Genomic DNA, 23,902 nt, shown 5'->3' with positions numbered 1-23,902 from the left:
GAGAGGAGCCTAATCTAGAACCTAATCTAGAAGAGAAAATTATGTTATCGTGGAAAAAAGACTTGTGATTGAGTAAAAACTTTTTCCTAGTGATTAGCCTCTCCTTGCAGCTGCTATACCTGCTCCAATGATTAGTATGTAGGCTATTGCTGTCATTGCTTCTACTATTGTTGTCAACTGATCTACTTTCTTTCCAACAGTTAATACGTCTTGTGATGTCTCGTTGATCTTTGTCTTTAGTTCTTGTGTAGATGAAGTAATTACGTCTTTTAGTTCTTGTGCTTTCTCATCGATCTCACTTAGTACTTCTTGTTTAGCATTACTGATATCGCTCTTTAGCTCATTCTCTAGTTCGTCTAGTTTCACTAGTATTAGTCCAGCTGTTGTATTGACTGCGAGTACGTTGTCATTGATTTCTACTAGCATGCCCTTGATCTCACCTAGTTTAGTATCAATGATAACTGTCCTGTTGTCTAGCACTGTAATCCTGTTGATTATATCCGTTATACCGCTGCTTAGTGTTGCATTAACTAGTCTTATGAGCTCCATAGTTTGATCAAATGATGCCCCGATTGTGTAGAGCTTGTCTACAGCTGTTATGCTAACACTCTTGTAGCCGTAGGATTCAGTTGTCGGCGTTATGTATGAAGCTACAACTTCTAGTCTGTAGAGACCTGTCTCCGTAACATTTAGTTCTACAGTGTATACTCCTGTGGTGACTGGTACGGCAACAATGCTTTTCTCAACACCCTCAGGATCAGTTACTTTCACGAGGAGTACCGCGTCAACAGGCTGTCCTTTGTAGAGTGTCGCAATTGCTACTGGTACCACTTCGCCTACTTCAGCAACCACAGGTGCTGAGACAATTATATCTAGTGCTTCATCACTATATACTGCAACATAGCCACTTAATAGATCAACTATGCTGGGCGGTAGTCCTGGCGCTACTACTGATACTTTGTAGACACCTGGAGCCATGTATGGTAGTGCTAATGACCAGTTGAAGTAGCCTGTCGTAGTATCCACTGGAGCACTGGCAAGAGTTCTACCAGCAACAACTATATCTACAGTGTCTATAGTACCAAATGCATCAAGGCCATAACCTTCAATGTTTATTAGTCCTCCAATAACTACTCTGTCAGGCTTTACTACAACACCCGCTGCTAATGTCTGATATCTTAGTTCACCCCATCCTGGCACAACGAACTTTATGAGGACCTTACCGCTCTTCATTTCATCAAATACTGTTGTATATACTCCATAGCCATCCTGTATTCCTGTTACATTAAATCCTACAAGCCTGTGGTAGTCTAGGTAGTAGTACCATGAATAGATCCTGTTCTCATATACAATTACTGGTGTTGTGCCTCCGCCCATGAGGGCGATGATTGCTGGTTCTGCTGGCTTGAAGAATGGTATGTATCCGTAGTCTCCTGGGAACACTAGGTCTGCGTCAACATAGTCTACAGCATTGTATCCATAGGCGAGTCCAAGCCAAGGCTTCTCGACAACAGCTGTAGGTACTGGTAGTTCTAGAGCTGGGTCTCCTAGTAGTGATAGCATCATTACCACTGACATGATTATGTCAGCATACTCCGGACCAAAGTCCATAATCCATCCTGTACCAGCTAGATATCCTATGATACCTTCTGCTACGACTTGTCCTAGTGTTACTTCGTCGCCCATAAATCTATGGGTGTTATATGCTGATATGATCTCTCTGTGTATAAGTGTTGTACCGTAGAAGTAGTTGTATTCTACACCATAGTAGTAAATGAATGGTCCAAGGAGCTCCCAGGCGATTCTAGCTGATCCTAGGTATGCTACTCCGCCTGCTGGTGATAATAGTATTGATTCGCCTATGCTTGGCGGCATGAACCATCCGGTAGGTGGTACTAGCTTGGTGTCCCATGCACCATTCATACAGGCAACACTTGAGACTATTGGTACTGACGGGTTAGGCCTCATGGTTAATAGATCGCCTGTACTAGCTAGCATCTCCCAGTACAAGCCATAAGGTGTTGCTAGCTGATCTACAAATGCGTCTCCTGAGCCATGTGCTATGAGGAAGAACCATAAGGCACTCAGGTTTCCTTGTAGTATTGCTTTAACTGACTCTGAGTTGTAGTTGTAGCTTGTTCTCGTCAATAGGTTTGTATTGAATGTTTGTGTATCGTTGAATAATGTCATTGTTGATAATGCTGTCTCACCAAACATTTCAGCGTAACCAAATGGATATCCTCCAGCCATGAATAGCAAGTCGCTACTAGCAGCGGAAGTGTTATACCATGCCATGATCTTGTGTATAGTGTAGTTAACATAGGTTATATTGCTAAATGGTATTCTGCCTACAAACAAGTCTGGTATGAGGTCACGGTCTAGGTCAGCGTAGAATAGGTCTGTTGGTATCCATGCGTTGTACGGGTCTAGGTAGTAGTAGAGGTAACTGCTATACTGGAAGTAGAAGCTTGGCGGTACGTCAACAGCGTTACCGATTAGTAGTACGTGTGTGAAATTACCATAGGTCTCGTTTAGGAATCTTATGATCTTTCTTGCTAGTGTGTGGTTGTAGCTTCTCTTCAATAACTCGTAAATATTATCATGATATGTCACATTGTAGAAACCTGAGTATTCTGTTATATTGCGTACTGGACTATAGTTCTCGTATATATAGTCCGTGTCGACAATTGTTACGTTAAAGCCTTTAGATTTATAGAACTCGGCGAGAGTATTGTTGACAAGGTCTACTAGATCAGGTGTTGTTATGATCACTAGGCTCTTTTGTGGGAATTGCATTGGCTTGGGCTGTGGATAGTATATACTCACTTTAAGGTTGTCTATGACGATTAGTTTGTCTTCAACAGGATTGTACTGTATGGGGTATACGTGTATAACAATAATGCTCTTGCCTAGGAGACCATGGTATACCTTTACTGTAGCTAGTGTTCCTGGGAAGAAACTGTCTTTACCATAGACCTCTTTATCAGGCTCATAAACTATCTTGTTGGGGAAATCAGGTGAGAATGCAAGAGGCTGTGGTGCTGGTAGTATCTTGCTATTCACTCTAACCTCACGTACACTTAATGGTTTAACTGATACAACTGCCTTATCAACATACCCATCGACTACGAAGTAATATGAAATGTAGGGTATCATAGGTTTTCCGGGAGAAGCCACGTATTGTAGATGACTAGGGCTTGATGTCTCGGCAACAACGTTAACGTATCCATCGATAGCTGGCTGGAACTCTATCTTACCTACAGTCAACGTGTATGTTCTTACTTCACCTGCTAGCCTATCCTTTGGTACTTCAATACCCATTTTCTTGAGTACATTGTCGTATCCTTCAGTACTTGCAGTAACTGAGACAGCTGGTAAGATCAATGGTATTATGAGCAGTAATACAAGTGCATATGATGTATATCTATACAACTTCATGACAGGACACCTGTTAGCCCACTCAACCAAGCTTATGTAGTACTTTATAAATGGAGTATATATAAGTCTTAATTTTGTTCTGCCGAACAAAACTAATAATTTTACCTACGTGTTTAAACACTAGGAGATATTTAGCTAATACGTTGAAAAAATATTATAATTACACATTACTAATTCATGCTTTTCCAGCTACGTGTGTATACCATATTGATTTTATGATAGGTGTAAAGAGAATTAGTGTTGATACAATAAGCACCCATACCGATATGGGTAGCCCTAGTATTGATGTCACGAATGCTTTCTTGGGTCCATACACTATAGCGGCTATGAATCCTATAATGAATCCTGATAGGATCGCTGGTAGTGCTACTCTGTCTAGCCCTAGCCTTTTCGGGAGCCATGGATTAATCCATGCTATTAAAGTGACTGGTGCTAGAGGTAATAACATTAGGCTTGAGAGCACTGATAATTCTACTACGAATCCTGGCTTGAGTAATGCTATAGTCATTGTTACTAGTACAAGCAATACTATAATTGTGTAGGTCATAGTTTTCTTGTATTCCTTATATCTGTAAATGTCTCTTGATGCACTACTTGCAAGCGTGAGTATTATTGAATCGAGGGTTGAGACAGCTGCTGCTACAATACTTGTGAATACTATTGCTGCAAGCAATGGGTTCGTATATAGTAATAGCGTTGGTGTAACGAGATCTCTATTATCAATTGCCGGTATCACACCGGCTATGGATAGCGATCTTGCCAGTAATCCTATCATTGTCACCAAAACAGTGTATAGGAGGCCGAATACACTAAAGTATATTATCATTGCTCTAAGAGCTTTCTCGTCACGAGGCATGTAGAGACGCTGTACAACCTGTGGATTCGTTACAGCGAAGAATACCCATGGAAGAGTAAATGCTAGGAATATACTGAAACTCCAGAACCCTCCCTCGAGCCCAAGAAGTCCTTCTCTACCAAGCATTGCAAAGGCATTGTCTAGTGTCAGGTTATTCGAAACCATGAATAATAGTAGCCATCCAAGGAAGCCCATTGATGCAACGATCATCCATAGTCCTTGATATGTATCTGTTGAAGCAACACTCCATATACCTGCTAGATAGGTCCACAAGAAGACTATTAACGCACCGAAGACTACCCCTGTAACATAACCTAGTCCAACGCCATCCATTAGATTCCCTAAACCAACTAGCTGAGCTACAGCATAGGGTATCAAGGCTACGAGGTAGATAATCGATACAGTCATTGCCAAGATCCTAGAGCCATAAAGGTCTCCTAGCATCTCGGCAGGACTGACCCATTTTCTTTCCCTGGCAAGCCTCCATACTCTATGAGAAAATAGTGTCAGCAGGAATACCGTGGCTATGAGGTATAGTATCTCGAACCCGAAGGCACCGACGCCCGTAGCATAAGCAAAGCCAACAAGACCTATCATCATGAACGCACTATAGGTTGTTGCAGCATAAGTCATTGCAGCCAAGAAGCCGCCGAGCCTGTACCCAGCAACATAGTAGTCTATAGCCGTCTTGATCCCTACTTTCCTCGAATACCACGCTATAATAGTTCCAACGAGGAAGTATAGAGACAGTACTATAGCGATAAGTATCTGCATCTCATGGTCACCTCTTTAGGCTGTATAGGTATTTCATGGACAGAACTATCTCTAGCAAGGCAAGTACAAGCCAGAACATGTAGAGACCCATATTGTCGACGCCGTAAAGGACTGTATAGGGTACAATGTATGCCAGCATTATGATTAACAGGCTTAGGAGAATGTATTGCTTCCTCTCCATAGAAGACACCAACGAACATATGTTCGTTAGCTAACTTTTTTACCTATAAGCTATATAGTTATAAGCTAGTTTAAAAACTATTCTATAGAGGAGTGTGAGGAAAACATCTTGACGCCAAGGGAGCAGAAAGTAAAAGACAGGATACTAGAGCTCCTTAGAGGACACCCGGAGGGGTTACGGCAAGCAGACATAGCCAGGGCTCTTGGTGTATCACGCAGTTATGTCTCTGAAGTAGTAAACGAGCTCTTGAGAAAAGGCATAGTGAAGAAGATAAGAGAACATGGTATCACAAAGATAGTATACCCTATTCAGCACACGGGGAAGCATGAAAATATAGTTAAGCTTGGTATAGTGTGGTCAAGCGAATACCCCTTTATAACGTATTTCGCTAAGAAACTGAGGGAACGAGGATACTGGCTCGATGTTATCGTATACTCTAATGCTCTCGATGCAACACTTGACGCCGTGACTGGAAAGATTGATCTTGTTTTAAGCCCTCTTGTCACACAATTCCTCTATGCCTCAATGACAAACAGGCTGAGGATAATAGGGGGTGGGGCTGTTGGCGGCGCGAGTGTCATAGAAAACCCGTGGGCTAGAGATGACAAGGCTGTGTCGTCGAAGGCCTCAACGATGGATCTATTGATCACGCTGGTTTTATCTGAGGAAGGGATCCCGCTGGAAAACAAGATGTATGGTGGCTCAGGCGAGGAAATCATGTACATGATCGCTAGTGGTAGGGCAAAATACGCCGCCATATGGGAGCCTCTCGCGACAAAACTAAAGAAAATGGGCTACAAAGAGATCATAAGCCTCAAAGACCTCGATATACCGCATTGCTGTACACTAGCAATAAGCACACTAACAAAACTAGACATAGACCTAGTCAAGAAAACCTATAGCGAGAGCCTCGAGGAATACATCCGCAGACCAGACCAGGCAATGGAATGGTACTCCATAAAAACGGGTATACCGGTACAAATACTCAAAGAATCAACAAGAAACTATAGATACACTCTAGACATAGAGCACAAGAAGACGGTAAGTGTCTTGAGGAAAGCAGGAATAACAATACCCGAACCAGGCAACTTAAGGAAATACATAGTCACGTAATGAAGAACTCTTCTTACCTCCATAAAAATAAGTACATATACAACAGCCATACTGTCAAATAGTGTCAATCAGCCGCAGGGAAGATTCCGCGCATCCCCTAGCTTCTTTACGCCGATGCAGGCTTCATCATCTGGATAATTGTTTTTGTAAACTTATTTATAAACAGTTCTTGAAGCTGAGCAATTTACAGTGGTGTCCTGAGCGTTTAGTATATGCTGAAAAGTGGTGGTTGTGATTGAAGAACGTTAATAAAGAGATTGATGATAAAGGTTATCTTAACCGTAATGTTCTTGGTATGAGTTTTACTAGTTTGCTGACTGATGTTTCTACCGAGTCTGCTTATGCTGTGCTCCCCTTTTACGTTACTGCCGTTCTTGGTTTTGGTAAGGATGTTCTTGGCCTTATTGAGGGTGTTGGGGAGTTTATGGCTAGTTTGTTTAAGCTTCTTAGCGGCTGGATTGCTGATAGGATAAGAAAGTACAAGGTTCTTGCTCTTATCGGCTACGGTTTATCTACTATCACAAAGCCATTGCTTGCTTTTACGAGCCACTGGCTACACGTACTCGTCGTTAAAGCTGTTGATCGTGTTGGGAAGGGTGTGAGGACTTCTCCTAGAGACGTACTCTTATCCATGAGTGCATCAAGTAAGACCAGGGGTCGTGCCTTTGGGTTCCACCGTAGCATGGATACTGTTGGCGCTGTGCTAGGTCCCTTCCTAGCCTTCCTTCTTCTACCCCTTGTTGGTTTCAAGGGAGTGTTCTTGTTCTGTTTTATACCTGGGTTCCTTGCAGTACTCATACTATGGTTGTTCGTCAGAGAACCCAAGATAACAGGGCCAAAGACATTACCCAAGCAAACACGTGAAGCTACTAGTATACAAGGTATACCGAGATCGTTTTGGATGTTCCTCACAGCACTAGGCTTAACAGGTTTGGCTGGTTATACTCATGCATTCCTCTTGATCAGGGCTACAGAGATCGGGTGGAGCCAGGAGAACGCCATACTACTCCTAACACTAGCAAACATAGTCTATGCCGCTACAGCATATCCCGTTGGACTCCTCGGCGACAAGATAGGTCACCCAAAACTATACCCCATGGCCTTCATAATACAGGCACTAGGAGCACTCATAGTAGTATATACGAACAGCTACTATTGGGGACTCCTATACTTCATACTCTACGGCCTATACCACGGCTTCAACGACACCCTAATGAGAGTACTGACAAGCTACTATGTACCGAGAGAGCTACGGGCAAAAGCCTACGGGTACATGCATGGAACCCATGGTTTCACAGCACTAACAGGATACTATATTGTAGGTCTATTATACGAGAATATAGGTGTACAAACAGCATTCATGTACACAACAATAATAGCGTTAATTGGATTAATTGTTAGCACCTATCTTGCTGTACACCAAAAGTAATATACCTTCCTTTAAAGAAGAGTGGGAGCTGCTTTTTCTTAAACATTCTGACACCATCATCGCCAACAGCTACTTCTCCTCCATGAAATATAAATAAAATCGCTAATAGAAATAGAGAAAACAAGAGCCGATGCAAATCACCGGCACAATAAAATTATTCTGTAGCTACTAATAATAAATAGTTTCTTCATAAACTAAAGCAATGCCAAAATATTAGCCATAACCACGGCTGATGTACCATGAAAACCAACATCATATACACCAGCTACAAAGATTTTATCAGCATGTTTCTCGACGAAGCACTTTTCTTCAGTTTTTATAATAGCCCTTACCCTGCACACAAGTTTTCAACAGCTATAGACATATACCCAAAAGACGAGCCGTTATTCCCCTTCGACGAAGGCAGAGTTATCTTCATTAAGTGGTTTAACGCCCCTAGAAAGAGGAGTGATGCTCTTGACAAGGAGCCTCTCATCCTAGTGCAGTTGACCCCATTTACTGTCGCCAAGATCCTTCATGTAGAGCCTAGGGTTCGTGTTGGCGAGAAGATCTATTATGGTGACCCTCTTGGAAGATTAATTGTATCGGGCTACATGTACGTGTGGTCTGAGAAACACATGCATATCGAGATAAGGCCCCTACATGACCCGTTGAGAGTACGTGGTGCCTACAGACTAAAGATCCTTTCTTTAAGGAAGGAAGTACCAACAACCAATAGTATCGAAGGCATTGTTACCCATAGAAACACGTACTACGTGCTCATAAAGCCAAGCAAGACAATAGGATATGGTCCTACACCATTATCCACAGGAAACGATAAGACACAATACTTCCTAGAAGGAGGATATCCTCACTACGGATACATAGCCATGATAAACCCCGGTAAAAACAAAGGAGAAATTGATCTCGGATTATACAATGCATCTCTCTATGAAGCTCCTACAAGAGATACTGTTTTGGTGGACAAAGAAACCGGCCAAGTATTCCACGGAGTCTCGATACACTTCTCCCGCGAATACATCAAACTAGTATCACGAAAACCAATAAATAACGTACGTGAAGGAGACTATATTACTTTAGGAAAACTCTTTATGGAAGACAGGTAATCAATCACGAGAACTATATTCAAAAAAGTTTTGTAGCATGAGCTTAGTAGGTCCGCAAATAAGATTACAGTATAGCTATACTAGACTACCGTCTTCAGCTTCAGGAATGGGATCTCCTGTCGGCGATATTTCTGAACCAAATATTTTCAGGACCACTAGCATGCTGAGTATAATAAGCTTGACTAATCTCTTATCAGAAAAGTAAAGGAGTACTCTATTAAGGATCTTATGCATTCTACTCGCCGTGTTTCTTTTCCTTTTTTAACACGAGATTATCTATTCTAGTACAAGAAGAACGGTAGCGAAGTCCCACAAAATAAATAAGCGTGGGTAGCACAGGATGCAGAACTTATTTGTCGAATATAGTGTAGCAAGATTCCTTGAAGCATTATACAAGATAGACTATCCATGTGGTTATCGTGCAAGCAGTATTCTCGGGATAGACTATAAGGTTTTCCAAAGGAGACTCATGAAGGTTGAAGAAGCAGGGTTTAGGCTAAGGATGAGTATTGATATAAGCCGTATCTTTCTCAGGAAAGTCTTTGTTTTCTCAGACAGCGAAATAACACACGACTGGATACCTTTCCTAAGGCTTGAGGCAAGAATGCTTCCTAGAGGAACATATATGGTTTTCTTTATGCCCTTTGGGCTGAACCATACTCTGTTTCTCTCTAGGATAAACGTGTCGTTTAGAGACGTTTATGTATCATCTATTGATGTTTATCCTCAGCCTAAATTCACAGTATATAGAGTTGAAGGCGATCTTATGCCCAACGTCTGGGCTAGACTTTTGCTAAAAAGACTTGACTCAGCTACACCTATCCCGGCTAACATGAACTCTCGAGAAAAACAGCTTGTCCTCAAAAGTCTATACTTGAAGATCCTTAAGGAACTTGAGTTGAAACCATTCCATCCACACTATGAGCTAGCAAATAAACTCGGTGTTAGACCTAAAGACGTCAAGAAAGCCATCGATTTCTTTTATTCACATAAAGTATTCAAGGGAGTGTGTGTTAGAAGAATGCCATGGTATAAACTAAACGATCTAGGTCTTATAGCCATTGTATCCGACCTAAAGGAAAATGATGCTAGGCTATTGTTAGGCTTGTTCCTAGAGTATCCAATGTTTGCAGGAGGGAGCCTGCTTGCAGATGGCAGTGTCCTCCTTACATTTGCTATGCCTGGAAAATACCTTACTGATGTAGAGAAGAGTTTATCTGATGTCGTTAAGACCTTGGGAGGCAGCATAATCGCTAGGTACACAGTTCTTTCCTACGACGCAAAACGCTATACCATACCCTTTATTGACGGGAAAGAGTACGACAAGTATAGGAAATACTGGAACATCACCCTAGAAGACTGGAGTTCTCAGTAATCCAGGTAATCTTCGCACTTTTCATCAACAATAGTACTACTAGAATAATCAAAAAGTCACGCCTTGTGTTCTGTTTTAAGAAACCTTCTATATAGTTTAAGGTTTATTCACCTACTGGGGTCGCTTGTGGTGGATACGCATAAATGGATTCTTGGGGTTATGCTGCTGGGTTTCATTGTATTGCATGTTGGTATTGTAAATAGTGATGTATCCAGCGAGCCTGTTGTTGCTGTGTATTACTATGTTTGGTACGGTAGTGATGGCAGGCATTGGAGTGATAGTAATGATACACTCGTACTTTTCGGTGATATGCCTGTCATAGGCTTTTACTCTAGTATGAATACTAGTGTTATCGAGTGGCAGCTGGGATTGATCGAGGATGCTGGTATCGATGTATTGTTTGTATCCTGGTGGGGCCCTAGAAGCTATGAAGACCATGCTGCCCAGAAGCTGTTTAGTATAATCAGTAACGGGAACTATAGTGTTAAAGCTGCTATACTTGTTGAACCCTATCTCCATACTGAGAGATCGGACTGGTATAATGAGAGTTTCTGGAGCATCACACTAGACTACATCATGGAGAATTATGTCGAGAAGTATCCTAACGTGTACTTTAGGCTTAATGGTAAACCACTTGTACTAGCATTCAACCCCATAGGGATGACCTACAAACCCAATGACAATAGATTTGAGATAAGAATCGTGGGGAACGACGTTGATAACGCAGGGTACCAGGACTGGGACTTGTGGCCAGACTACTTGGCTCCATGGGTTACACTTAAAGACGTGGAATTGAGGGTAAGGAGAGACGGCTATGTAGCCTTGACACCTAGGTTCGATGACCGACTATTCTGTATATACAGTAATAGAACAGGCTGTGATGATAGGCTTGTTGACCCAACGTATGTTGCCCAAGCTTACATAAAACAGTGGGAGTGGGTTATAGAGCACAAGAATGAAGTAAAAATCATTGCTATTTATAGTTGGAACGAGTACCATGAAAGAAGCATGATCGAGCCACACTACGATGCAACAGCAGAAATCCCTGGGTACACTCCCTATACGATCTACAATATCACAAAACACTATATACAATTACTGAAGAAAACAGGAGAAACAAGTCCACCAAGCAATACAACAACCTCTTGGCTAGCCGTTGATGTAGGGAAAATATTGTTCTTCATAGCGGCACTCAGCTTCATAACATATTATCTATTCGAGATACGGCATAGGAAAAACTTCAAGACAGTAGTAATCGGCACGATAAGGAGTTTTTACGTTGAGGCTAAACACGTTTTAGAGAAACTGAAAAGTATCACGAAGAAGAAATAGTTTTCGTTGAAAAGCTTTTCCTAGAAGGTGTCCTGTGTATGGTTAAAAAGATCGTGTACACGGATAAAGCACCTAAACCCATTGGCCCCTATAGTCAAGGTGTTCTTGCAGGCAAATGGCTTTTTATCGCAGGACAAATACCTATAGATCCTTCTACAGGCAAGATTGTTGAAGGTAGTTTCCGTGATAAAGTAAAGAGGGTTCTCGAGAACATAAAAGCTATTGTTGAAGCTGCTGGTGGAACACTCGATGATGTCGTAAAGGTAACTGTGTACTTGAGGGACATAAAGTTGTTCAAAGAATTCAATGAAGTATACAAGGAGTATTTCAAAGAGAACCCGCCAGCAAGAGTTGTAGTAGAGGTATCTAGCCTCCCTATGAATGCTGACCTTGAAGTAGAGGCTATCGCGTATATAGATCAGCATTAGATGGTACAAGAAACCCGTATCCCTTGGCGAAGTTTCTAACTAGTATTGTTTTTTACAATAATTTCTTCTGTTGACGCAAGAAACATTGATGACAGTATCAGTGCTGCTCCAACTACTTGTAGTGCAACCATTGTTTCCGCAAGAACTATGTAGGCGAATATTGATGCAAATACTGGTTCAAGCAAGTATATTATTGCCGCGTAGGATGGTACTATGTATTTCTGCCCATATACTTGTAGAGTGAATGCTGCATCACTACATACTAGCCCAAGGTATATTATGAGCAGCAAACTGTTTAGAGGAGGTAGCGTTACTCCTGTGAAATAATCTGGTATAATAAATAATAGTGCGGGAATCATCTCGAAGAAAGTGAATACAAGTGGATCGCTTCCAACAGAATACTTGTCTACAATAATGACTTGCAGAGCCCACATGAAAGCACCAAGGAGTACAAGAAAATCCCCTATATTGAAGCCCGTGCTCGGCTTCGTCAACATGTAGAGACCCGTTATAGCGAGCAGTAATGCAATACCTTGCCGGACACTATACTTCCTCAATATAACCGCCGTGTATACGTGGACAAAGACAACATTCAAGCCAGTTATGAAGGCAGAGTTACTAGCCGTAGTATACCGTGTCCCCCATCCCTGAAGCCATAGCCCGAGAGCATAAGCTATACCGGCAAGCAACCCTCCCTTAACAACGCGAGCACTTATTCTACTTTGGGAAGACAGACGATACAACACATAGGGGAATAATCCAGTTAATGCTACAAGGCTACGTAGCCAAGTGTACGTATATTCATGGACTGAGTACATAATGATCTTTATTGCTGGAAAGGAAGAACCCCATAGTATTGTAGTCACCAGTAGTGCTGCAAGTCCTCTTGTCTTTCGTGATACCACTGGAGATATACGACCTCCGCTGATTCATTGAAAACATTGCATAATTCTAGTTAAGACGATCTGTCAATGGCTGTTAAACTATGTTATCATGCTACATACATAGAGTAAAACCGGTTACCTACTTATACCTTCCACCAATACTATTGCTTGGTGCCAACTATGGATACGAGCAGGGATTACAGGATACTTGTTGCCGAGAAGGCTGTCAGTACTCTTGAGGAGATTGTTAAGCTCCACAAGCTCAGCCTCCCATTGAACTGGGGTGCAGTAAGTAATCTCGTCAAGGAAGCCAAGACGTTGCTGTTGAGGCTGAAATACAGTTTCCTACCGTGGCCCGACATCGTTAAGTCTCCAGAGCTTACTCAGCTTAAAGAGTTGTCTAAGAAGCTTGCTTCGCAACTACTGCAAAAGGATTTGCTCCAGAAATTCAAGCCGGACCCGTTTGTCGTCGCTGAGGTAAGGTATGTGCTGAGGATACTCTATGGGCTCCAGTACCGTCTTTCTCTCGGCGAAGAAAACAAGCCATGGTACGCTGTCGACATAGAAGGTGTAGAGGTAACTAGTGTTCACAAGCACCCTAACGCCGATAAACTCTATATAACAAAGGCTGAGGGACTATTCCTCTACACAATCATAACCAACATACAGGACATCAAGAAGGGAGAAGTACGGGCAGCAGCCATACTACCACCAGCCATTATACGTGGAGAACTAAGCGAAGCAATGTACTGCAGCAACCCACTACCAAGAGAATACAAGGGCAAGAGGCCTCCAGAAAACCTCATTGACACAAAAGAATTAACCTCAATAATCTACAGCATAGTCTCGGGGAAGAAGTAGCAAAGCCATTGGAAACCGGCCGGTTTCTATTGATTCAAAGACAATGGAGAAAACCTATTTTCACTTCTTGACTATTCTAACCAATGTATCGACGAACCTGTTTATGTGTTCTCTGGTTATGTGTCTTCCTATGACTACTCGTATCACGTCTGGTATTGTTGATGGGTATACATAGAGTCTATTTCTCCACAGCCCCTCGACTACACGATCCCTGTCTGGCACTCGTATTGCTACCAGTGGTAGCATTGGTTTCCTGACTACTTTGAAGCCGTGCTCGCCTAGTTTGTCTACAAGATACTCTGCTCGCTCCATGAGGTCTAGGGCTAGTTTCTCCAGTCCCTCGAATCCCTCGACTTCTAGTATAGACCATATTGCTGCTACTACGCCGCCCGTTCTCGTGCCAAGTAGTGTTCTTTGTTTCCTCTCCGGCATGTATGGTGCTTCGAAAGAAGCTAGTTCCTCGAGCTCCTTGTTCTTGACAAGCAGTAGGCTGCCGGGTATCGGGGAGACTATCTTGTGTGTATCAACAGTTATGGTGTAAACATTCTCTAGCCTGAAGTCAAACAATGGTATGCCGGATCGGTGTTTCTGTAGGAAGATAGCTAGTAGTCCACCATATGCTGCATCAACATGTATCGGTACTCCTGTGTCACCACACATCTCCACCAGCTTGTCGACAGGCTCCACGATCCCTAGATCAGTTGTCCCCGCCGTGAAAACAACCGCTACAATACGGTCTTTATACCAGCGTATAACCCTACACATCTCCTCTAGATCAGGGGTATAGTCTTCCTTGAGTCTCGTTGTTATGAGCGTCAATCCTAGTAGCTTGCAAGCCTTCTTGATACTTATGTGAGCAGACTTTGGAGCAACAACAATGTCTCCTTTACGGAGCTCCCTGAGAATATAGAGTGCTGTTATATTGGACTCGGTGCCACCATAGGTAACAACACCATGGCCATTGCCATGGAATAAACTTGATATCCTTGCCACGACATCTCTTTCAAGCCTATAAGTCTCCTTGAACAACGCGGGATCGTTTAAGTTAGTGTTGATAAAGATCTTGAATGCCTCGACACTATACCAAAGTGGCTCAGTAGTCATTGAGCCAAGGACTTCTCCATCAACATAACTGGGATCCCTACGCCTCAGCTCCTCCAGTAAACGGAGAACCTCTCTAGGATCGCGTGTACCCAAGAACACGTCCCGTGAACCAATCTAGCCAGGTTACACACTATTAAACCTCGCCCAAACCAGATGGCTTACAGGAATTTATAAAGCAGCTCTTTTGGTACAGAACAACAAGCCTCTATTTTCTCCAGGTTATACATTTCAATTATTTTTACTGGAGGATTGACTATTCTGTCTACAAGCTCTTGTTCAACCAACATCTTATCAAGCAAGAACTTCATACTCCATGGCCTCATACATCCCATTGATAGAATCGTTTTTTCTCCAAGAACCCTCCTAGAGTACTTGATTATGTCGAGGATATCGTTTACCTCAGGCGGCTTAACGTTCTCCATTGGGGTGCCTTTTGTTGGTATGAATACGAGGAATATTGCAATATATGGCTTGTAGTCTCTCAGAATATCGATTACTTGTTTCTCATAGAGTATTCTACCGTAGTTGAATCCTATGGGTACATGGGGTGCTATGTATGGTGGACCATGTTTAACAAGCGTATCGTACCCTCTGATATAGTCTTCGGGTGATTTATCCAAGTGCTTCACCTTCTTGACGACAATGGGGTCTAGTACGAGCTCGTAGTCTACTATATCGACGCCTGCTTCACGAAGCCTAGACGCAAGTTCTTTATCGATAACACCCGTGTGAACACTTATGACTAGGTCGAAATCCTTCTTAGCTTGCTTCAGTACTGGAATAAATGGCTCTATTGGTAGTCTGCCTTCCCGAGTGAATCCTCCTGATACGAGTACTCCACGTGCACCCTTCTTGACAAGGTATCTTATCGTGTCGTAGAGTTCTTTCGGGCTGGTAGCATACTCCATGCCATGGAGGTAGTGTCCTCTACAATAGTCGCAACCGAGAGCACAAGCTCTCCCGGTTATACTTATGTCGGGGAATTTTCTCCCCGGGATGAAGGCTTGTGGTTTAGCCACTTTGGCTACACTCCATTAGAGCTTTCTCTACCTCCTTGTACAGTAATTCATAGTGTTTACGCATGAATCTATGGGAGGGCATGTTGTAGAATGGCCCTCTAGTCCTCTCATTGTAGAATGGTCTATTGCATCCAGGGCAACCAGATGTAAGGAAGGCTCCAGCGTACTCGTCGAAATTACTGAGTACCTCCTCAACAACATGTTTCTTGAGGCAAGCCTTGTCCCCCGCGAAGAACACTATATCCTCCAGCTTCATCCCACGAGACAATAGGTAGCGTATAAGCTGTATTCTCCTATAGGACTCTATGCTTGGCTGCCTATACTTCTCCACGAGAGTGCCCTTCACGGGGGTTAATGCAAACAATGCTATATCAACACCCATCTCCATGAGCATAGCCATGGTCTCAACGAACTCGCGCTCGGTCTCACCAAGACCCCTGATCAAGTGAACCTCAACTCTATGCTCGCCAAAAACATCTAGTGCACTCTCTATGAACTCCATGTATGTTCTCCAGGTATACGGTTTCCTTACTGCAACGAAAACACTTGGGGTAGCGGCATCAAGACCGATGCCAAGCCTGTCGACACCGGTTTTCTCGAGCTCAACGAGATATTTTCTATGGACAGGAGTCACAGCAATACTTAACGGTACATCAATACCGCTAGACACTATATAATTCGCGATCTCCAGCATCTCGTCAATAAATTTCTTCTTTAAGACACTCTCAACACAAACCCTCGAGAAAACCCTGGACTCCCTAAGTTTTTCAACAATTTCCTCGAGCTCAACAACAGGCCAAGGAATCCTAGACAAGAGCTCCTTGTCTACCTGAAGATTAGATCGGCTTTGAGGACAAAATATACAACCGGCAAGACAACCATCCCTAGAGTACTGGAGCAAGTAGGCTGTAAATGGTCTTTCATCTAATCTAGTACTATAAAAACCAAGTAAAGCCAATGTGCCAATAGATGCTCTAACAAGCATTTAACGCGTCCACCCTACTGTAGTTACAGTGTACAGTATATACTATTCTGCCTGACTATGTTCTTTTGATTTTTGCATAATTTATAGCAATACCATGGATAAATACAATAGATTAAGCTGGTGTTGTAAGGAGAATAGACTTAAATCAATATGCTCAAGGAAAGGCACCAAATTACGGTATTGTAGATAATTTTTCCCTCTATTGTTTCCTCTTTCAACAAAATCTTCTTGCTCTAATGCTATTTAATTGAGTGGTTTATAATTATCTCATTTTATATTCGTATAAATACTACTACAATTAAATATATAGTAAATGGTGGTATATTGCGTTCTATTAAGTTCTTTAACACATTATTAATTCTGGTACTCTTCACTTTCATAACAGTTCCTTTGCCGCTACTAAACAATCCTATAAAAGCTGATGCTGTAAGCGATAATATCTATTATCTCATCCATATAACAGACCTCCATTTAGGTAGTGGTTCTGCTAATGTATCCAAAATGTATGAGTTCGCTGACGATGTAAGAAACGTTTTCCTGGCTAGCGGTTTCAAACCAATCGTGCTGATTGACACTGGCGATATAGTTGATGACCCTGTGTACGCTGATGAATGGTATCCTGTGTACCGTAGTGTCATGGATTTCTGGCCTGACCTACTACGGCTTGATACTGCTGGGAACCATGATGTATACTCGTACAAGGATTCTAGTGCTAGTGGATGGGATAAATGGTATGAGTATTTTGGTAGCCCAACATACAAGTGGGATCTATGGATAAACGACTATGAGTACATTAGGTTCATAGCAATAAACACATCCGACCCGACTACGTCGAGCGGAAATATCGAGGACAAGATACTTGATCTTCTGGAGACATGGCTTGGTGAGGCAGAAAACGATCCTTCCTGCAGAGAAGTATGGGTTTTCATGCATCACCCGCCGGCTCCGAATAGCAACGAAGTTGTTGACCTAGGTGGTTGGGACTACAAGGCTACACCATACAACACGATAACCAAGGGTGATCCATGGAGACTCTTACGTGTGATCAGTAGTTATAGTAAAGTCAGAGGAATATTATATGGACATGTTCACGAGAACTATGTAACTAGACACTACGGCAAGTACTGGATCGGAACAGCACCATTAACACTACCTGGCCCATGGCAAGCCGACTGGAATCCAAGCAGGTATTACACCGGGATAGGATATGCGTATAGACTAGTTGCTGTAGACAACGACATCGTCTCAACACTGGTCGCGACTGTTGGCCAGTGGCCAATAGGCTTCATAACCAATATCGAGCAAGGCAGTGTTCTCAGTGGTGTAGTCGAAGTTCATGCACTAGCATTCAGTGAAGACACTATCACTAAGGTGGAACTATGGATTGACAGCGAGCCAGCAGCGTACATGTCTGCTGTAGAGGCAAATAGTTATGGTGGCTTGTATGTAGGTTATATTGATGTAGAGGCTCTTGGCAATGGACCCCATTATATGGAGATACATGTTGTTGATTCTAGCGGACGTGAATACTGGAGCCCTAGACTCTACTTCTTCGCAAGAGTCGCCGGCGGCATAATGTATGCTAGGAGCATGGCTGGAATGATAAGTTTTGGTGTAAGAGAGAACTATCCTGTGGCATGGCTTAAAGTATATAGTGAGTACGCCGACCAAGAACTACCGTTCGCCGCAATATTCATTCCAGCTACACATAGTGGCGACAATATCAGAATCAAAGCCCTTGTATCAACAGAGCATATACCATGGAATATGAAGATGAGGTTCGCGTTAACAACATCGAAAGAAACTTTTGTACCGGATGACGGCTATGATGTATCGGAAGCATTACTTAAACTCGTTGCTGGAATGAATATCGAGAAAGACTACACGTACCCCTACGATCTATGTTTATGGAGGCAAACAAATAGCAGGACAGGATGGGGTGACTACCTCTACTTCCAGGACTACTGGCCTGCAGTAGGGTATTGGCTCCAGGTAACGTATTACCAGGACTACTTCTTCGGCGAGGTATGGATGGAAAACGAGACCTACTGGGATGGAGCAAATTCTCTCACATGGACCTATAGGACTGCCAGCAACGACTATGATGATATAAACTATGCTGTATTCCTTGTTAGAAGCGATCCCGGCTACTATAGCCAAGCAAGTATAGCCTACTTCGAAGTAAACGATGCCAACGGGAAAACAGGCTATTCCCTTGTACCCAACATACTAGGCATACCAACACTAATCACGATAACAGACTACTATGATCAAGCAGACTACGTATACATCGTAGTAGAGTTAAAGACGATCTATGGAGATCCCGTGGCGGATGGTACAATAATAATACAGGGAAGCAGTGATGGAATCCACTGGTATACATTGACAACACTAACCCTACAAGACAATAGCGACACTGTCTTCACGTTCATAGTACCGCAAGAAGTATACTATAGAGCAGTCTACAAGCCAAACTATGATCCATGGCACATGTATAGTGTACACGAAACAAGCCCTGTAGAAGCAGTTTCATCACCAGTATACCACGGGTGACATTCCGAAGAAATTTCATGAAGAATCACTTAAACAAAAACAAAGACTTCTTTTTTACCCTTAATCCTTCTTACCTATTGCTTTTCTAAACCTTAACATGAAGAGTTTATTTGAAGAAATATTGATGAAGCAAAGGTATAGGACATTCTTTTTATATCACAATAGTATATTGGTAACCACTTTGTTCTGCTTCTATTTCTTATACTTTATTAGGATCAACACCACTATTATCACTAGCATGACAATTAGTATGAGTACATGGGAATACTGTACAAGACTTGTTGGCTGTTGAGATGTTTCTGTTGGGCTTGATTGTGTTGTCTCTACGGTTTCTGTGGTGGTAGTCGTTGTGGTTGTTGTATGTGTTATAGTAGTTATAGTGGTTGTAGTTGAAGTGGTTGTAGATATAGTTGTAGTTGTCGTAGTTGTGGTTTCCCTAGATACCAGCTTTATCGATAGTATTTTGACTGTATTATTCGAGCCATAGTCCGGTGTGATAACTTGTAGTTCTTGATCTAAATGTATTAGACTCATGCCTGTTACCGGCAGTTTTTCTAGTTCTTTTTCCTCCACTACACTACCATCATCTATGTTTACTACAACTACTTTGTTGACACTTGTATAAGCGATCTTATTATCCTCTACAACTGTTATTACTGGAAACCAAGCAAGAGGCTCGTCTATGCTAATTCTAGATAGTATTGAGCCATGTGTATCAACAATTATTATCTTTGTCTCATTACTTATACTATAAGCTACTACATACACATCTTTTTGTGGCACATATGCTACACAATGCCTTCGCGGATCAACATTAGCACTAACTACTTTATCTACAATAACACCACTGTCATCTATTAATGTAGCATGAAGAGAGTAATCCTCATCAACCCATGTAACCATTATGCTTGATGAGCTTTCTGCTACGTGTATACATGTAGCCTCTAGTACATTACTAGACAGTATTTGTGTCTCTTCTTGCTCTAGAGTATTCAGGTCTATTACTGTGTAGTAAAGCTTTGTACTTGATGATATATTCAAGTATATGATGTATATTTTATTGTTAAAGAATGCTATAGCTGGTTTACGTAGACTGTACCCGGGATACACTATACTCGTGTTTCCATAGACTTCACGTGGGTTATCTGGATTAACGAGAGCTAGTTCTATTGTGCAATTGCTGCTACCACATTTCTCCCAGGTGACGGCAATTACGTCTAGGTCTCTTAGATAAATTGCTGAAGGCCATTTATCATCACCGATACCACTGATCCTAACTGGTTCAATGTCTTTATTGTCGTCCAATAGTGTCATGTATATATCAAAGCTTCTCAACTCGCTATCTACAACTCCATGGTAAGACCATACCGCATATAATCCTCTAGTGGTATTGACGACACTTAAACCTAGGTACGATGGTACATAGTCTGCCAAGGTGTCTAGATCACGAGTTGAAGCAACATAGATATAGAATCCTTCCCCTCTCGCCTTACCAAGTGCATCCATTATTTTCCACGGGGTCCAAGCATAATCTGTCACCATAACCTCCTTCCCATGATCCCTAGCATACTCAAGCCAGTACAGTGCTTCACTATTCTCCATGGGATCAACGGGTTCGTCATCAGAATACCACACATCCTCTCTCTCAACAACATCTATGGCTTCAAGAAAGGACTCGTTGCCGAGTAAGCTTAGTGCTCCACCCATATTAGCGACTATCACGAAATCTGGGTCTAGGGATTTAGCGTAGCTACTAAGGTTTCCTACTAGATAGATCATCCATTCACATGCGTTTTCGACTCTGGGCAGCGATAAATTGTAGTCGCTCGGGTTCTCCCACATCACACAAGCATCGATATTATCGAGTCTTACACCAGAGAACCCAATGTCAATGATCTTCTTGAGCTCCTTCTTGAGTATATCAACCCATCCACCGGGCTCCCATGCAGAATAATCCCAGAACTTGACAAAGTACTCGCCAGGCCAACCAGGGTATTCTACCCATGTAAGCCACTCCGGGTGGCTTTCCTTGCTCCAAGACTCATTCCAATAACTCCTCCATTCCTCGGCAAAACCAATATTCAAGTAAGCTATAACCCTTGTTCCACCAGCCTTCATCCACTCTATATCACTTCTACTCCACGGTTCATCGCCAGGACCATAGTCTGGATCGACTACCACGTAAATAGGTCTGGCACCCGCAATAGCCTCGGGATCAGGGTTCTGATACCAACTGATCGCGCCGCCCCACCAGTATTCTCTCGTCTCCACTAATTCCATTGCAGTCATGGAGCTACTCAAGACGATCATGATTAATACCAGTAGGCAAACAATGGCATTACGCCTCATAACACTGCACCTGGGAAGAAGATGTAAACCGGGATCGGAGTATTAAAGAGAACGTTAGAACAACACTAAGTGGTATAATACAAGGACTAGTAACTATGTACTTAACATCTTCCCAGTAATACACTATAGTAATCGACTAACTGACTCCAGAGTAGCAACATTACTCTCAAGAGATATAGTTCACTAAGAATCACGTGATATATGTCTATAAGTTTATTTTTTGACAAGATGTATAATGACTACTTAGGGTGTTTATTGTCTTGAGCGTGTGGAGGCTTATTATTGATAGTGGTGATGTATACTGGAATATGGCTATAGACGAGACTATGCTTATCCTACGTGACGAGAACAAGATACCCAATACTCTTCGCCTCTACGTTTTCAACCCTAGTGCCGTGACTTTCGGGTACTTCCAGAGAATAAATGATGCCGTGAATGTAGAGTATCTATTGGAGAACAATATAGGTTTTACACGCCGTATCACAGGTGGTGGATCAGTATATCATGATAGGTTCGGCGAGATAACCTATAGCATTGTAGCCCCTATAGACGAGATCGCCCGTGACATACAGGAGAGCTATAGGATCATATGCCAAGGCATAGTATACGCGATAAAGGAGTTCGGTTTAGACGCTGTATTCAAGCCTGTAAACGACGTTATTGTAAACAACAAGAAGATCTCTGGCAGTGCTCAAGCCAGGAAAAAGAATGCCTTGCTACAACACGGGACACTCATGTACAATACAGACCTAGACATATTAGCCAAATGCCTTAAAGCACCAAAGAAGAAACTCGAGTCCCACGGCGTTAAATCGATCAGGGAAAGAGTGACAACACTATCAATAGAACTAGGGAGGAGAGTAACCAAAAACGAAGTAATAAACGCCATGATCAAGGGATTCAAGAAAGCCCTAGGAATAAACGAGCTAAAACTATCCACATACACACCACAAGAAATCGAGCTAGCAACAAGACTCAAGGAAAAATACATGTCCAAAGAATGGATCTACAAGAGGTGACTATTCTTGGCAACAAAAACAATATCACTTATAAAGAAAACACCAGGAGGCAAAACACTGAAAATAGACATCACGATAAACCCTGACGAGGACAAGATCATAGACATAGTGATCAGTGGAGACTTCTTCGCATACCCTCCAGAGAAATTAGAGGAACTAGAAAAACAGCTACAAGGAAAAACACTTGAAGACGCAATGAAAACTATAGATGATTACAAGAAAGAAATAGAACTGGTAGGAACAAGCCTGCAAGACATAAAACAACTAATAGAACAAGCAATAAGTAAAAAGCACATTAAGGAAAATAGACCTTAACGAAGACTGCTCATAGAATTACTTAAACCACGCAAGGCTTGTAGCAACACCACTACTAGCCAACACATACAACATAGCTACATACCTAGCCACATTAATTTGCAAAAATAGTATCTACTGGGACTGAGTAAGAGAACAGGCGGCCGCAAGGCTCCCCAGGTCATCCCAGAAACGCGGTTGACTCCGCGGTGTCCCTGGGGCCCTATCCAAGTATATTTTCTGCTCTAGCAACCTTAATATATAATGTAGGCCAGACTGACTGATCTAAAAGATAGTTATGTCTAGTAGGAGAATACCGGGTTTGGTGTTATCTATTGGTGGACGATATATTAGTAGTTGTTAATTGCAAAATGAACAGCAGTTTCTGTGGTAAGTGTTGTTATGATACAGAAATGATCTTGACGATAGATGATATAATGGAGATCATGGGTTTAGGTTATAGTATTGATTATTTTGCAGAACTACGAGACGGGTATGTGAGATTACGTAACATAAATGGCCACTGTGTGTTTCTTGACCCAGAGACAAACAAGTGCATGATATACAAGTGGAGACCTGTTGGTTGTAGACTTTATCCATTGATATATGATCCATGGAGAGACGAGATACTAGTAGACAAGCTATGCCCTAGGGCGGATGTACTTCGAGACAAAATAGATACATCTCGATACAAGCAATTATTTAGGAGGATACTAGAGAAAGCACAAGAAGCTATAGATTTCTACAAACAATACAAACTACATTGCTAGCCATACAGAATTAGCATTAACTAGGTGTTTAG

At 42.2% G+C, this 23,902-nt stretch carries 19 protein-coding genes and 1 pseudogene; 11 read left to right on the top strand and 9 right to left on the bottom strand.

What is annotated here, in order from left to right:
- Positions 1-93: 93 nt before the first annotated feature.
- The 3 genes from J4526_06500 to J4526_06490 all read right to left on the bottom strand — a co-directional run bounded on the left by J4526_06500 (position 94) and on the right by J4526_06490 (position 5,249).
- Positions 94-3,438, bottom strand: a complete 3,345-nt coding sequence (locus J4526_06500) for a hypothetical protein (protein WFO74725.1) — start codon at positions 3,436-3,438, stop codon at positions 94-96.
- Between the two features lie 175 nt (positions 3,439-3,613).
- Positions 3,614-5,068, bottom strand: a complete 1,455-nt coding sequence (locus tag J4526_06495; GenBank protein ID WFO74724.1) for a sodium:solute symporter family protein — start codon at positions 5,066-5,068, stop codon at positions 3,614-3,616.
- A 7-nt stretch (positions 5,069-5,075) separates the two neighbouring features.
- Positions 5,076-5,249 carry a hypothetical protein gene (locus J4526_06490; protein ID WFO74723.1) on the bottom strand — a complete coding sequence of 58 codons (174 nt, stop codon included), beginning with the start codon at positions 5,247-5,249 and terminating at the stop codon, positions 5,076-5,078.
- Positions 5,250-5,357: 108 nt separating this feature from the next.
- Here J4526_06490 and J4526_06485 point away from each other — a divergent pair, with 108 nt between their 5' ends.
- The 3 genes from J4526_06485 (at position 5,358) to J4526_06475 (ending at position 8,897) form a co-directional block, all read left to right on the top strand.
- Positions 5,358-6,362: a MarR family transcriptional regulator gene (locus J4526_06485; protein WFO74722.1), complete on the top strand. Its 1,005-nt coding sequence runs from the start codon at positions 5,358-5,360 to the stop codon at positions 6,360-6,362.
- 295 nt (positions 6,363-6,657) lie between these two features.
- A complete protein-coding gene (locus J4526_06480) occupies positions 6,658-7,791 on the top strand; it encodes an MFS transporter (protein WFO76361.1) in 1,134 nt (377 codons plus the stop codon).
- 239 nt (positions 7,792-8,030) lie between these two features.
- Positions 8,031-8,897 carry a hypothetical protein gene (locus tag J4526_06475; GenBank protein ID WFO74721.1) on the top strand — a complete coding sequence of 289 codons (867 nt, stop codon included), beginning with the start codon at positions 8,031-8,033 and terminating at the stop codon, positions 8,895-8,897.
- Between the two features lie 75 nt (positions 8,898-8,972).
- Here J4526_06475 and J4526_06470 read toward each other — a convergent pair whose 3' ends face one another.
- Positions 8,973-9,131, bottom strand: a complete 159-nt coding sequence (locus J4526_06470) for a hypothetical protein (GenBank protein ID WFO74720.1) — start codon at positions 9,129-9,131, stop codon at positions 8,973-8,975.
- A 106-nt stretch (positions 9,132-9,237) separates the two neighbouring features.
- Here J4526_06470 and J4526_06465 point away from each other — a divergent pair, with 106 nt between their 5' ends.
- The 3 genes from J4526_06465 to J4526_06455 all read left to right on the top strand — a co-directional run bounded on the left by J4526_06465 (position 9,238) and on the right by J4526_06455 (position 12,032).
- Positions 9,238-10,272: a hypothetical protein gene (locus J4526_06465; protein ID WFO74719.1), complete on the top strand. Its 1,035-nt coding sequence runs from the start codon at positions 9,238-9,240 to the stop codon at positions 10,270-10,272.
- 126 nt (positions 10,273-10,398) lie between these two features.
- The gene (locus tag J4526_06460) at positions 10,399-11,604 is read left to right on the top strand and encodes a hypothetical protein (GenBank protein WFO74718.1); all 1,206 of its coding nucleotides are present in this window, start codon (positions 10,399-10,401) and stop codon (positions 11,602-11,604) included.
- Between the two features lie 38 nt (positions 11,605-11,642).
- On the top strand, positions 11,643-12,032 hold the full coding sequence (locus J4526_06455; GenBank protein WFO74717.1) for a RidA family protein: 390 nt from the start codon (positions 11,643-11,645) through the stop codon (positions 12,030-12,032).
- A gap of 35 nt (positions 12,033-12,067) precedes the next feature.
- Here J4526_06455 and J4526_06450 read toward each other — a convergent pair.
- Positions 12,068-12,907, bottom strand: a pseudogene (locus J4526_06450) (DMT family transporter).
- Positions 12,908-13,096: 189 nt separating this feature from the next.
- Between J4526_06450 and J4526_06445 the strand changes: the two are divergent.
- Complete coding sequence (locus J4526_06445; GenBank protein WFO74716.1) at positions 13,097-13,777, top strand: RNA-binding protein; 681 nt, start codon at positions 13,097-13,099, stop codon at positions 13,775-13,777.
- Between the two features lie 60 nt (positions 13,778-13,837).
- Here J4526_06445 and mfnA read toward each other — a convergent pair whose 3' ends face one another.
- The 3 genes from mfnA to J4526_06430 all read right to left on the bottom strand — a co-directional run bounded on the left by mfnA (position 13,838) and on the right by J4526_06430 (position 16,885).
- Positions 13,838-14,974, bottom strand: a complete 1,137-nt coding sequence (gene mfnA, locus J4526_06440) for a tyrosine decarboxylase MfnA (protein WFO74715.1) — start codon at positions 14,972-14,974, stop codon at positions 13,838-13,840.
- Between the two features lie 65 nt (positions 14,975-15,039).
- Positions 15,040-15,900: a radical SAM protein gene (locus J4526_06435; protein ID WFO74714.1), complete on the bottom strand. Its 861-nt coding sequence runs from the start codon at positions 15,898-15,900 to the stop codon at positions 15,040-15,042.
- On the bottom strand, positions 15,893-16,885 hold the full coding sequence (locus tag J4526_06430) for a radical SAM protein (protein WFO74713.1): 993 nt from the start codon (positions 16,883-16,885) through the stop codon (positions 15,893-15,895). The genes J4526_06435 and J4526_06430 overlap by 8 nt, the downstream gene beginning before the upstream one ends.
- Before the next feature lie 324 nt (positions 16,886-17,209).
- Here J4526_06430 and J4526_06425 point away from each other — a divergent pair, with 324 nt between their 5' ends.
- Positions 17,210-19,438 (top strand): metallophosphoesterase, encoded by a 2,229-nt coding sequence (locus J4526_06425; protein ID WFO74712.1) that lies wholly within the window; start codon positions 17,210-17,212, stop codon positions 19,436-19,438.
- Between the two features lie 192 nt (positions 19,439-19,630).
- Here J4526_06425 and J4526_06420 read toward each other — a convergent pair whose 3' ends face one another.
- A complete protein-coding gene (locus tag J4526_06420; GenBank protein ID WFO74711.1) occupies positions 19,631-21,787 on the bottom strand; it encodes an endo alpha-1,4 polygalactosaminidase in 2,157 nt (718 codons plus the stop codon).
- 308 nt (positions 21,788-22,095) lie between these two features.
- On the opposite strand from J4526_06420, the gene J4526_06415 reads away from it, so the two are divergent.
- The 3 genes from J4526_06415 to J4526_06405 all read left to right on the top strand — a co-directional run bounded on the left by J4526_06415 (position 22,096) and on the right by J4526_06405 (position 23,870).
- A complete protein-coding gene (locus J4526_06415; GenBank protein ID WFO76360.1) occupies positions 22,096-22,806 on the top strand; it encodes a lipoate--protein ligase family protein in 711 nt (236 codons plus the stop codon).
- 6 nt (positions 22,807-22,812) lie between these two features.
- Positions 22,813-23,121, top strand: coding sequence for a hypothetical protein (locus J4526_06410; GenBank protein WFO74710.1), 309 nt, complete (start codon positions 22,813-22,815; stop codon positions 23,119-23,121).
- Positions 23,122-23,435: 314 nt separating this feature from the next.
- Positions 23,436-23,870 carry a YkgJ family cysteine cluster protein gene (locus J4526_06405; protein WFO74709.1) on the top strand — a complete coding sequence of 145 codons (435 nt, stop codon included), beginning with the start codon at positions 23,436-23,438 and terminating at the stop codon, positions 23,868-23,870.
- The last annotated feature ends 32 nt before the right edge of the window (positions 23,871-23,902 follow it).

This window comes from Desulfurococcaceae archaeon MEX13E-LK6-19, assembly GCA_029637525.1.
Lineage (GTDB): Archaea > Thermoproteota > Thermoprotei_A > Sulfolobales > Desulfurococcaceae > MEX13ELK6-19.
Note: the sequence above shows the minus strand (reverse complement) of the source record. Positions and strands in the feature narration are given on the sequence as shown.

Bases quoted from the DNA above. Each gene is read 5' to 3' on its own strand.
- J4526_06500 (WFO74725.1), bottom strand. From the start codon at position 3,438: ATGAAGTTGTATAGATATACATCATATGCACTTGTATTACTGCTCATA.
- J4526_06495 (WFO74724.1), bottom strand. From the start codon at position 5,068: ATGCAGATACTTATCGCTATAGTACTGTCTCTATACTTCCTCGTTGGA.
- J4526_06490 (WFO74723.1), bottom strand. From the start codon at position 5,249: ATGGAGAGGAAGCAATACATTCTCCTAAGCCTGTTAATCATAATGCTG.
- J4526_06480 (WFO76361.1), top strand. From the start codon at position 6,658: ATGAGTTTTACTAGTTTGCTGACTGATGTTTCTACCGAGTCTGCTTAT.
- J4526_06475 (WFO74721.1), top strand. From the start codon at position 8,031: ATGAAAACCAACATCATATACACCAGCTACAAAGATTTTATCAGCATG.
- J4526_06470 (WFO74720.1), bottom strand. From the start codon at position 9,131: ATGCATAAGATCCTTAATAGAGTACTCCTTTACTTTTCTGATAAGAGA.
- J4526_06465 (WFO74719.1), top strand. From the start codon at position 9,238: ATGCAGAACTTATTTGTCGAATATAGTGTAGCAAGATTCCTTGAAGCA.
- J4526_06455 (WFO74717.1), top strand. From the start codon at position 11,643: ATGGTTAAAAAGATCGTGTACACGGATAAAGCACCTAAACCCATTGGC.
- J4526_06445 (WFO74716.1), top strand. From the start codon at position 13,097: ATGGATACGAGCAGGGATTACAGGATACTTGTTGCCGAGAAGGCTGTC.
- J4526_06430 (WFO74713.1), bottom strand. From the start codon at position 16,885: ATGCTTGTTAGAGCATCTATTGGCACATTGGCTTTACTTGGTTTTTAT.
- J4526_06420 (WFO74711.1), bottom strand. From the start codon at position 21,787: ATGAGGCGTAATGCCATTGTTTGCCTACTGGTATTAATCATGATCGTC.
- J4526_06415 (WFO76360.1), top strand. From the start codon at position 22,096: ATGGCTATAGACGAGACTATGCTTATCCTACGTGACGAGAACAAGATA.